Annotated in this window: 11 protein-coding genes; 5 read left to right on the top strand and 6 right to left on the bottom strand. The window is 54.4% G+C overall.

Annotated features, from left to right (window positions below; all coding sequences use genetic code 11):
- The 4 genes from RBH33_RS17530 to RBH33_RS17515 form a co-directional block, all read left to right on the top strand.
- Positions 1–265 (top strand): helix-turn-helix domain-containing protein (locus RBH33_RS17530; RefSeq protein WP_306733523.1); only part of this gene is annotated, 265 nt, incomplete at its 5' end.
- A gap of 587 nt (positions 266–852) precedes the next feature.
- A complete protein-coding gene (locus tag RBH33_RS17525) occupies positions 853–1,023 on the top strand; it encodes a DUF1328 family protein (protein ID WP_306733522.1) in 171 nt (56 codons plus the stop codon).
- 160 nt (positions 1,024–1,183) lie between these two features.
- Positions 1,184–2,380, top strand: a complete 1,197-nt coding sequence (locus RBH33_RS17520) for an ATP-grasp domain-containing protein (RefSeq protein WP_306733521.1) — start codon at positions 1,184–1,186, stop codon at positions 2,378–2,380.
- Complete coding sequence (locus RBH33_RS17515) at positions 2,313–4,337, top strand: CocE/NonD family hydrolase (RefSeq protein WP_306733520.1); 2,025 nt, start codon at positions 2,313–2,315, stop codon at positions 4,335–4,337. Before RBH33_RS17520 ends, RBH33_RS17515 begins: the two co-directional genes overlap by 68 nt.
- A gap of 77 nt (positions 4,338–4,414) precedes the next feature.
- Here the strand turns inward: RBH33_RS17515 and RBH33_RS17510 are convergent, their stop codons facing one another.
- From RBH33_RS17510 to RBH33_RS17485, 6 genes are all read right to left on the bottom strand, one after another.
- Positions 4,415–4,861 carry a DUF2383 domain-containing protein gene (locus RBH33_RS17510; protein ID WP_306733519.1) on the bottom strand — a complete coding sequence of 149 codons (447 nt, stop codon included), beginning with the start codon at positions 4,859–4,861 and terminating at the stop codon, positions 4,415–4,417.
- A 201-nt stretch (positions 4,862–5,062) separates the two neighbouring features.
- A complete protein-coding gene (locus RBH33_RS17505) occupies positions 5,063–6,076 on the bottom strand; it encodes an SDR family oxidoreductase (RefSeq protein ID WP_306733518.1) in 1,014 nt (337 codons plus the stop codon).
- Positions 6,077–6,139: 63 nt separating this feature from the next.
- Positions 6,140–6,565, bottom strand: coding sequence for a CBS domain-containing protein (locus RBH33_RS17500; RefSeq protein WP_306733517.1), 426 nt, complete (start codon positions 6,563–6,565; stop codon positions 6,140–6,142).
- A gap of 262 nt (positions 6,566–6,827) precedes the next feature.
- Positions 6,828–7,535, bottom strand: a complete 708-nt coding sequence (locus RBH33_RS17495) for an SRPBCC family protein (protein ID WP_306733516.1) — start codon at positions 7,533–7,535, stop codon at positions 6,828–6,830.
- Positions 7,536–7,552: 17 nt separating this feature from the next.
- Positions 7,553–8,320, bottom strand: a complete 768-nt coding sequence (locus RBH33_RS17490) for a ferritin-like domain-containing protein (RefSeq protein WP_306733515.1) — start codon at positions 8,318–8,320, stop codon at positions 7,553–7,555.
- 11 nt (positions 8,321–8,331) lie between these two features.
- Positions 8,332–9,501 carry a hypothetical protein gene (locus tag RBH33_RS17485; RefSeq protein ID WP_306733514.1) on the bottom strand — a complete coding sequence of 390 codons (1,170 nt, stop codon included), beginning with the start codon at positions 9,499–9,501 and terminating at the stop codon, positions 8,332–8,334.
- A 373-nt stretch (positions 9,502–9,874) separates the two neighbouring features.
- On the opposite strand from RBH33_RS17485, the gene RBH33_RS17480 reads away from it, so the two are divergent.
- The gene (locus RBH33_RS17480) at positions 9,875–10,324 is read left to right on the top strand and encodes a hemerythrin domain-containing protein (RefSeq protein ID WP_306733524.1); all 450 of its coding nucleotides are present in this window, start codon (positions 9,875–9,877) and stop codon (positions 10,322–10,324) included.
- Positions 10,325–10,743: the final 419 nt, after the last annotated feature.

The raw sequence follows: 10,743 nt of genomic DNA, 5'->3' as shown, positions 1-10,743 counted from the left end.
TGTTCAGGACCTGCCCCCGCACATCCAAAACCCCAACTCTACGGTGCGTCAACGCGGATCGAGTTTGACCATCAACATAGGCACCTCGGTGGCGGAAGTGGAAAAGAACCTGATTATGGCGACCTTGGATCAGTGCGGCGGGCGAAAGGAAAAAGCGGCCGGGATTTTGGGCGTGAGTGTGAAAACCCTTTACAACCGCCTGCGTGAATACGAAGAGCGGGTGTTGACTGACAACACCCCAAGCGACACGGAGAGCAATCAGTAAAATTTTCGCAAGGGATTGTAAGTATTGCGTGCAGCGGACATTTTTGAGGTGCTGGGCGCAAAAGAGAAACTTTCTAAGTTATTGATAATTAAGATGTATATTGAAAATTGGAAAATTGGCCCGCCACTTGCAACCATACAGACGTGCCCGTCATAGGGAATGAGCAATGTGAGCATTGCTGTCCAGGGAGGGATAGGACACCTACGGTCTACTGTATCGGAGGTCCTAGTGGCTAGTTATCAAGATTTCCTCCCAAGGACGAGCAGGAAGTTACTAGCATCGCGAGTTAAACGGCCCGCTCACCAGGACGCACTCTCGGTTTCAGTTCCGAAGAAGCCAAGGAGTAAGGTGCGAAACGGGGCAGGGAGGCCCTCGAATCTGGCCATGCGCACGAGTTCAACTCGGATGAAGCTCGAAAAGCTGGTGGAAAAGGAAGTCAACAGAGTCAAGGACGAAAGTAGGAGAAGCCGGGCATTTCGCCGCAGCGTCACCGCTGCGGCGAAATCTCCGGCTGCTTACGATGTGAGAGCATTTGAATGCGGGTAAGCCGAAGCCGGGTTTGCCAAGGACTCTAAGGAGAGGTTTCTATGCTTTACTGGGCTGTGGTATTTTTAGTTGTCGCCATTATTGCTGGCGTCTTGGGCTTTGGGGGGATCGCTGGTGCGGCAGCGGGCATCGCGAGAATTCTCTTTTTCATTTTCCTGATACTGTTGGTACTAACCTTGGTGGCTAACATTTTTGGTGGCCAGGGCCCCTAGACAGAGTTAATAGATAGGCTGTGCTCGAATCCCTGAGCTCCGGCGTCTTTTTTAAGGCGGCGAAGTTGCAGGGATTATGTTATTTAAGTCCCTTGCTTAAAAATACTCTCGCCTGCAAGATGGCTGACCGACCAACATTTTACACAGGAAGTGGCGCTAAGTGTTGCAAAGACTGAGAACGATATTTGAGGCATGCGTTGCCCATTTGGGTGGCAGCATAACGGCCAATAGTGTGGCCGAAGCCGAAGAGGTGTCTGCAACACTGGAATCTCCGTCGGCCCTTGCCGCCCCAAAGTTTGCTCCCCACTCTCGTAAACCTCACCTGCAGCGGCGCGGCAATATCGGGCGCGACCAGCGTATTGTTATTCTCGCCAGCGACGACGTCGGTTGGCGACGTTTTGCTGCTGTCAGCAATGCTCAGGGTTTTCACTCGCATGACGTGGTTCAGGTGCCACCGCTCCGGCTCGCAGAGGAGATCGAACTCGATGTGCTGGTGGCGAAAACTCGCGCCCGCATAGACAGCTCAGGCACTAAACCAAGCGCCATAGTGGCCTGTGGCGACGCCAGAGCTAAGGTGCTCGCGGCGATTCTGCGCGAACAGTTGCACGTTCAGGGCGCCTCGTTACGCAGCGTTCTGAAGTGCGAGCACAAGTGGTGGAGTCGTATTCTGCAGGCAGAAGTTGTGCCTGAAGTGGTGCCATGTTTTGGCACCTTTGATCCATGGTCCGATGATCCCCTTGGCGACATAGAGCTGAACTACCCTTTTTGGATTAAACCCGCCACACCCTCGTCCTTCCAAGAAAACTTCTTAGTCTTTAGCGGCAAGGAATTTGAACGCGCCCTTCAGGAAATTCGCTATGCCCTGCCGCACAACGAAAGTGGCCATGAAGAATTCCCCTGGGGTGATTTGCCAGCGGAGGTTCAGGAAAAATCCAACGCGGTGTGCTTAGTTGAATCACATGCTACAGGGATCGGCTTAACCTTATCGGGGTCGGTGATAAGGGGCCGAGTAAATGCTCACGCTTTTTGGGATTGTCATTCGGGGGAAGGTGGCGTGCCCCGGCTGGAATTCCCCACCGCAAGCCCTGACTGTCTGCAGCGAGTCATGATCGACGTGGCGGAACGAATTTTCAGCCACATTGGCTACAACAATGGCGGGTTTAGCGCGGAATTTTGTTGGGACCAGAGCAAGCGCGCCTTGCGTTTGGTAAACCTGGATACCCGAGTTCAATCGCTCCATCCCGAGGTGTGTGAATGCAAGCACTGGCGACAAGTCGAGGGAGGAATTGATGAAGACGGTGATGTCATTCCCTTACAACGTAAGAATACTCGAGAATATCTTCGTCCCTATGCGTGACGGTGCCAGGCTGGCGGCCCGTATTTGGCTGCCGGAACGGGCCGAAACTCACCCCCTGCCAGCCATCATGGAGTACATTCCCTATCGCAAGCGGGACATTACCCGAGCCCGCGATTCTCACAATCATAATTATCTGGCCGGACATGGTTACGTGTGCGTGCGGGTGGATATGCGTGGCAGTGGTGACTCTGATGGCGTTTTAACGGACGAGTATACCGCCCAGGAATTGGAAGACGGAGTGGACGCCATTGCATGGATTGCGGCTCAAGCCTGGTGCGATGGCAAGGTGGGCATGATGGGCATTTCCTGGGGCGGCTTCAACAGCATGAAAGTGGCCGCCCGGCAGCCGCCGGCGCTCAAGGCCATCATCAGTGCTTGTGCCAGTGACGATTTGTATGCGGATAACATTCACTATATGGGTGGCTGCCTGCTCGGGGACAACCTCTCTGAAGCCACAGTTATGTTCGCCTTCAACGCCCTGCCGCCGGATCCCGCCATTGTCGGTGAGCGCTGGCGGGACATGTGGCTGGAACGTTTGCAAGGCAGCGGACTCTGGTTGGAAAAATGGCTCAGGCATCAACGCCGCAGCGACTATTGGAAGCGCCATTCTATTTGTGAGGATTACTCGGCCATTCGCTGTCCCGTGATGGCGGTGGGAGGTTGGGCTGATGGTTTTACCAATGCCATATTTCGCCTCCTGCACCATTTGGAGGTGCCCAGGTTGGGCCTCATCGGCCCTTGGGGGCACAAGTATCCACACAACGGCATCCCCGGCCCAGCCATAGGTTTTTTGCAGGAAGCTTTGCGCTGGTGGGACTATTGGCTCAAGGGCGTTGATACGGGAATCATGGACGAACCCATGTTGCGGGCGTGGATGCAGGACAGCATCCTACCTAACTCGGCTTACGAAACCCGACCTGGCCGCTGGGTTTCGGAGCGCGAATGGCCGGCAAAAAGTATCTCCGAAACCTATTTTCCCTTGAACCACCCCGGGTTCATTGGCGCGCCCGGAGCTGATCCGGGGCCGGAGCACTGGTTGACGGTGCAATCCCCACTCAGCCTGGGCATGGCCGCGGGCAAATGGTGCTCCTATGCGGCCACGCCCGATCTTCCCGGTGATCAGCGCGAAGAGGATGGCGGTGCTTTAACGTTCGACAGTGCGCCACTGTCTGAAGGGCTGGAAATTCTCGGCGTCGGTTGGGTTGATTTGGAGATCTCGGCCAACCGGGAAACCGGCATGGTGGCCGTGCGTCTGTGTGACATGGCACCGGATGGCAAAGTCACCCGAGTAACCTACGGGCTTCTGAATCTCTGCCATCGACACAGCGATGAAAAACCCGAGCCGATGGAGCCGAATCGACCTTATCGAGTCCGGGTTTACCTAAATGGCATTGGCCACAGTTTTCCGGCAGGAAACCGTATGCGTGTTTCCATATCCTCATCCTACTGGCCGCTGGCCTGGACGCCACCAGAAGACACCATGCTGAGCGTGAACACCGCCCGCTGTAAGTTATGCTTGCCGATCAGAAAGCCAAAAGTGGAGGACCGCAACATTCACTTCGAAGTGGCCGAACAGGGGCCGGGGTTGGAAACTCGGTGGTTGGAGGCAGAGCATCATAACTGGCGTTTAATCAAAGACCTGGCAGCGGAGACGTCTACCCTTGAAGTGATCAACGATCAGGGTAAATTCCGCATTGAAGAGACTGGCACTGATGTCGTGCGCAGTACACAGGAGTGGTACTCATTCACGCCCGAAGATATGACTTCGGCAAGGGGCGAAACTTACACCGTGGGAAGTTTTACCCGCAACGATTGGGATGTAACGGTAGTGACGCGTACCGTTTTGACATCTGATCGACACGATTTCCACATCCACGCGCAACTGGATGGCTATGAAGAGGATCGGCGGATTTACTCGCGTAACTGGGAATACACGATTCCACGGGATATGGTGTAGAGAGAGGTGGGATTAGCGCGGCTATGGTGGGATGAAAATGGGGAGGCGTCCTTACCTCCAGGTGTTTTGGTGCGCTGTTAGTGGAGTTGCTCCAAGGTGGCTCTAATCCACGCTCTATGTCGCCTTTCGTCCGCAAGCCCGTTCAGAAGTAGCGTATGAATGTGCTCCGGGAAGTCTTCAATGGAAGCGTGTTCATATTTTTTATTGGTTTGATCCTCGTTCATCCTCATGGCTTTGAGAATGGTGATGTCCCCTCCAAGATTGGCGATCACCACTTGCCCTTTGGTTAAAAATTGCCTGAAATCGCCCCGGTCGGGCGGTGTGCCTCCTTCTGCCCGAACTACCTCACTTAATTCGGCCACGTGACGCTCGTGATCCACCAGGAATTCCAGCAGCTTCGCCTTGTATTCGATGGTTTCGACACGCTCAATGGCCGCGCGGTACGCGGCAATGGCATCGAAGTCCATTTGAATAACGTTGTTAAGAGACTTAATCATCACATCGGATTGTGTCGCGGTACTCATAGGTAGCCTCCTGTTCATGGTGTCCTAAGCCGTGGCAGGAGTGAAACGAAAACGTTCTGGCGCTCCTCGATGCATTAACCGTATGGTCAACCGGGGCGCGCCCAAGTCTTCCGTATTCTAACCTCAGGACTCATACCACGAGCCTTGTACAACGAAAATAGTTAAAGGCAGTACTTCGTCGTTCTGCTGTTTGCTTGGCAGCTAACGATGAAACCGAAAGCCGGCCGAGTGTTTTGGGTGCTTGGGCGGAATGGCCCAGCGTCCGAGTAAGTATGCTGCACCGCCTAGCGTCAGTGCTGTAGCGGCGACTTTCATTTTTTGTCGCGGCGCTGAATCGGCGCCATGGGCTCGGTGGCCGTTGCTGGGTTGGTACAACGCGCCGCTGGTGATGTCCTGCGCGGGGCGGGTGCCCAGAAACAGCTCCGCAAAGCGTGCGGCCGTGTTGGTGCTGGCGCGTGGACTAACGGCGTGCGCAATACGGGCCGCCCGGCCAATTAGGCCTACGGTCGTATGATCGCGCGGATTGCGAGCCAGACTCACCATTACCTCGGCCACCTTTTCCGGCTCCATGGCCATGCTAGGTTTGCCTAGATCTCGGCCCAGGTAGTTACCGCCGTGCTCGGAAATACCCGGTGTGTTAACAATGGATGGGTAGACATCACAAATTCGTACCTTGGGCCAACGGGACATCTCCGCCCGCAACGCTTGGGAGAACCCTTCCAGGCCGAACTTACTGGCACTGTAAGCGGCCGCGTAAGGCGCCGGAAACCAGGCCCCGAAAGAAATGTTGTTGATCAGTACGCCTTCCTGACGCTCGGTAAAGTAGGGAAGCACGGCGTGCGCGCCGTACAGGTAACCGAGCAAGTTGGTTCGGATGACTTGTTCGTGAGCGTCCATGGGCGTATCCAAAAAGCCACCCACTGCCCCGACTCCGGCGTTGTTTATCCAAACGTCAATGCGGCCGTTTCCCAAACCAGCGGCGTGTTCAGCGAGAAAGCTGACTGCAGCCGGGTTAGTGACATCGGTGACGTTGGTGTGTGTTTCAGCGCCTAATGCGGTGCACTCCGAGGCAACGCTTTTCAACCCCTCTGGGTCTCTTGCCGCCAACACCAGCAAAGAGCCCCGACGCGCAAAGGCGAGGGCCGTCGCGCGACCTATGCCGCTGGTGGCACCGGTGATGACCACCACAGCGTTTTTCAGTTTGTCTCTATTCATGCGTTCCTCGCTTGAATTGCCAAAAGGCCTTTCTGAGTGGTCGTACGCTTGAAGAGGCGACGCTCAGGCAGCTTTAATCTCAGACGTAACGCCACTCAAAACCTGGCTCACCATGGCTGGATTAAGATACTGCGCCGTATCACCAATAGTGATCACTCCCACGAGGCGTTTATGCTCATTGAGAACGGGCATGCGCCGCACCTGTTGCTCGCTCATGTAGTTCGCGACATCTTCGACATTCTGACTCTCCAGGCAATACAAGAGTTTTCCGGTCAATATGTCGTTGATCGTGGTGGTGGACAGATCACGGCCTTTGCCGAGCGCTCGCAGAACAATGTCCCGGTCGGTGACTATTCCCTTTACTTGGTCCGTGTCTCCAACCAGAAGAAAGCCCATCTCATCATGTGCCATCCTTGCGGCTGCGTCCTGTAACGTGGTGGACGCCGAAACCATATCGACATTGGGGTTCATGATGTCTTTGATGTTCATTACAGCTCTCCCGTTTCGGTAAAGGGCGCGGACAACTTTGCGCCCCAACCTAAGTTGGTCGAATATCGATAGGAGCCAGTCCTATATAAAAAGGAGCCGCTTCCGTCCCAGGAGGCAGCTCCCTTGAAGCGTATGACAGCGTTGAAGCCCATGCTCCGTAGCGGATTGTGAGCGCCATGTACGTTTGCCACCAGTGGTGCCTTAACGACCGGGAAGGGCGGTAACGTTTTTCCCGCCCTCACTGGCCGCTGGCTATCGGCTCTCACGCAGACGGTCTCGAGCCACTCATCGCCTTGGTGCGCCATTGTCCTGGCGGTATTTCACCCGCCTCCAGATAGGCTTTGAGATTGCGTAAGTTCTGCATAAGCATGGCATTCTCAAGTCCTTTCAAGAACCGGCCAACGGTTGCCCCCGCCAGGCTTCCAGGTGGTTCAAAGTACAGGTTGACGATGACGTCAGTACCGCGGGTGTGAGACCTGCCTAAAAACTTGACGTCCCCCCAGGTTTTTATTTCGGAGCCCTCGAGGGATTGCCAGGCAATTCGGCCATTGGGCACATCCTCTATCACTTCGGAGTCCCATTCCAAGGTGGTTGCCAAGGGGCCACGAGCCACCCAGTGAGTGACGTCCCCGCCTTTATCCTCGATGCGCTCCAGAAATGACATGACCTTGGGCAAGTCAACGAAGCTGCGCCAGAAGTTATAGATCTCCTCCACCGGCTTCTCGATGTTTATTGATCCTTCGAGATGAACGGCTCGGCTTCGGGATGCGAAAGGTAAGCGAGCGTCTTTGCGTATGGCAAAGCGGTACGCAAGGCCAGCCGCCGCCACACCCAATATGCCACCAATCACCGCCGTACTGGTGATCCCTCTGCGCGGTTTGGCACTCTTGCCTTTACTAAGCCTTTTGGCCCGACCCATGAGCTCGTCTGGGTTAAGAGCGCTTTTACGACGTGAATTAAATCCCAACATAGTTGCCTCCTGATTTCCTAGTGAGTAGTCGATGCGTCGGTGCTATCCAGGGCTTTTCCGGCGCCTTTCTTCATCGCGATTTGCCGAATCCACTGGGTGATGGTGTGAGCGTGTATTTCCTCTTGCTCTATTGCGGGCGTGAGCTGCTTGGCCATGTCATCAAGACCCATGTTGAGACACAACTCTTGTAACAAGGTCCAGGCAGCATTATCAGTCAACTCCACGGTCTGAATGGCTTCCAGGCATTGAAGAACTGATGTTCTTGGCTCGGTCAGCACTTTACTGACTCCCAGGGAAGACAGAGCGGTTACGTCCGCATCTGGCGTCATGGCCGTGGGGTCGGCTCCGAGGCTTTCCATGATTTGATGCACCAACAAAAAGTGTTCGGCTTCGTCATTCCGAAATTGTTTGAGGCTGTCAACCGAAATGATTTCGCTGGTGGTGTCGTCCGGAGACGTCTGGCATTTGTAAATCAACGCTTCATATAAGCGAACTCCGGCGCGCTCAAAAGCCAGGCGCTGACCGAGTTTGTTAATGAGCACCTCAGGATTGTTCCCTTGAAGCTTTTCTTTCACGGAGCTAAGGGCCCCGGAAAAGCTGCCCGGTAACGGCACGCTGCCGACGGTATCTCCCTCCGAAAAATAGGCCTGACGGATTTGATCCATTCCGCGGCGCCCGGCAGGACCGGCATCCGCCATCTCGGAGCCCTTGAGCATGGCCTCCGATTGTTTGGGAGACATATCCATACCGGTTCGATTCATGCCCATTTTGTTGGCGTCTGCCATTGCCTGTTCTCCTATGCTTGAGCTGCCTGACGGGTCAGCTCTGTGCCTGGTGTCCAAATGTACCCCTCTGCAACGGAGTTGGAAGGAGAACCTTCGGAATTAATGTGCGAGCGGTATTCACGACTGTGAAGACCCTCCTGTTCTTTATCGACAAATTCGGTCCCACGAGTTCGCAAGTTAATCTCATCTTTGAGCGTTTGGCGCACAAAGGCGCGCTGGCTTTCAAAGGGAATCGGGTCGGGCATGGTTTTGGGAAGAATTTCCGCCGGATCGCGCCGTTCATACTTCATGAACAAGTTCTTCACCATCTCCAGATGCCCCAGCTCGTAATCCAAAAATCGCTCCCATATGGCTTTGATACGCGGGTTGGTTTCGCTTTCGACAAAGCTGTAGTAGTTATAAGCCTCGTTGGCTTCATACAACAGCCACTTCTCCAAAAGCGTTTCATCCGGATCGATGATTGAGCCATATTGCGTGACGTGCTGTTCCTCAATAGACGCAATTTCAGCGTACAGTTGCCGAGCCACCGGGTCTGAAAAAGTGGGGCCGATATTCATGTAGTAGTCTCGGGTCTGGTATTCGCCGGACATAATTGTCAAAGCGTTCATTTTGCTGATTGGAGCTGCGGTCTTGCGATCGTAGTGGTCCCTAAGATCGTCGTGAGGATGCCGATGCTCGTCAAAAGTTGCCCGGCCGGGCAGAACGTCGGTGTAGCTCTGCAGAATGTTGTTGGCGTCCTTCCCTTCGACCCGATCCAAAAGCGCTGCATAGCGGTACATGTGATCGAAGTCTTCAAGAAGACCGAAACGATACACCTGAGCGAGGTAGGGGTCGGGCTCTTGCTGAGCAATGGCGGCTGTTGCTTCAATTGCAACCTGCTCATATCCAATGGTGGTTTCGATGGGTGAGTGATCAGAAGATAGCAACCAGTTAATCATGGTTTGCTGGTGATGCTCGACTCGACGAATAGCCGCTAACGGCTGGCGCAGCTCGCCGTTAATTTGGCTGCACATGTGCTGAAAACGATTAGCCTGTTGTTCCAGGCCATTGGCCAGAATGATGCGCACGCGGGTAAATGCGTCGTCATCCAGCTTGCTGATCGGTTTTTGAACCAGTTCGCGAAACGTAAACTTTTGTTGCTCCAGTGGTGTGCCTCTGGCATCCAATAGGTTGACCGCCATGGTGCCCTCCTGATGGGGTGGAGTTATCGCGGGTTGCGACAACGTACTGCACAAGCTCGATGCAAGCATTGTGCCCTTGCGTCTACCATGCGATAACCACTACCCGCACCTCCCCGCCTGACGCGGGAGTTTCGCCCGCTTTTTGCGGCTTAGCTGTAAGTTTTTCCAGGGGGTAGTAAAAGTTACACCGGTAATAAGCCAGCGGGTGCGAAATACAGCGGCTTTTAAGCTAATTTCAGCAACATCAGAGCTGGCCCATTGCTTGCTAAGGTAAGGGCGATATTTCATGAGTAGATCGGGGGGGCGAATGGACTACCTACTTAAAAACCGTATCTCACCGAGTCACAGTTCCAAGGGAGGGCGCGTGCTGCCTATGGATACGGTGAGCCAACTGACAGCTGATCACCGAAAAATACAACGGCTTTTTGGCGGATTGGAGCGACAGCGCCCACCTCAGGACTTGACCGCGTTGGTGCAAAATATCTGCGATCAGCTGTCCATCTATTTAACGCTCAAGGAGGAAGTGTTTTACCCTATGATTAGTAGAGTGCCTTCATACTTACCGCAGCTGGATGAGTCCATCGTCGAGCATTTTTCTTTGCGCGCCATTATGGAGACGCTGGAAGGCCAGTCCGCCGGAGATCCGTTGTTTACCGCTAAGGTGCGAACGATGCGGCGACACTTCACCCGACATGCGGAGGAAGAGGAGCGACAGTTGTTTCCCAAAGTTCGCCAACTGGCGCTGACTGACCTGAGCAGAAAAATTCAGGAGCGAAGGATGCAGTTGGTTCAGGAAGATCGGAGTCGAGCAGCCTGCGGCTAACGCTTTCTCGTTTTTTTGTGTGCTAGCCACCTTGATTAGTTGTAGTAGATCGGTTTCCTCAATCACTCTCCAGTTCAGTACGAGCATTGCCCATCGTCGCGATCGTCAGCATGGGCTGGCGTACTTTCCCGTGTTAAGAAAAATCGTTGCGCCAAACCCGGCGTAAACCGGCGTGTGCACGGGAATTCTCAGGGGCACTCTCTGTCCAATGGGGTTCCCAGGATTATTTGCAGGGAGCTATTTACAGGGTACCCACTGGTTAGCTGTCGTTTGCACTGTTGAGACTGGTGCCTATCGTTTCGTTGTGCCAAAGAAAACCAAGGAACACGCCTATGAACTCCCTAGACGCCAGTAAACTGCCAGAGCCCATGGCCCGCCATTTTGGCGCCGCTCATGTTCTGGTGGTTGACTGCGGTGGT

It is taken from the genome of Marinimicrobium hydrolyticum (assembly GCF_030848505.1).
Lineage (GTDB): Bacteria > Pseudomonadota > Gammaproteobacteria > Pseudomonadales > Cellvibrionaceae > JAVDDU01.
This window is presented reverse-complemented; position numbering and strand designations above follow the sequence as displayed.

Excerpts from the sequence above, each read along its gene's own strand:
- RBH33_RS17525 (WP_306733522.1), top strand. The coding sequence starts at position 853 with ATGCTTTACTGGGCTGTGGTATTTTTAGTTGTCGCCATTATTGCTGGC.
- RBH33_RS17515 (WP_306733520.1), top strand. The coding sequence starts at position 2,313 with ATGAAGACGGTGATGTCATTCCCTTACAACGTAAGAATACTCGAGAAT.
- RBH33_RS17510 (WP_306733519.1), bottom strand. The coding sequence starts at position 4,861 with ATGAGTACCGCGACACAATCCGATGTGATGATTAAGTCTCTTAACAAC.
- RBH33_RS17505 (WP_306733518.1), bottom strand. The coding sequence starts at position 6,076 with ATGAATAGAGACAAACTGAAAAACGCTGTGGTGGTCATCACCGGTGCC.
- RBH33_RS17500 (WP_306733517.1), bottom strand. The coding sequence starts at position 6,565 with ATGAACATCAAAGACATCATGAACCCCAATGTCGATATGGTTTCGGCG.
- RBH33_RS17495 (WP_306733516.1), bottom strand. The coding sequence starts at position 7,535 with ATGTTGGGATTTAATTCACGTCGTAAAAGCGCTCTTAACCCAGACGAG.
- RBH33_RS17490 (WP_306733515.1), bottom strand. The coding sequence starts at position 8,320 with ATGGCAGACGCCAACAAAATGGGCATGAATCGAACCGGTATGGATATG.
- RBH33_RS17485 (WP_306733514.1), bottom strand. The coding sequence starts at position 9,501 with ATGGCGGTCAACCTATTGGATGCCAGAGGCACACCACTGGAGCAACAA.
- RBH33_RS17480 (WP_306733524.1), top strand. The coding sequence starts at position 9,875 with ATGGATACGGTGAGCCAACTGACAGCTGATCACCGAAAAATACAACGG.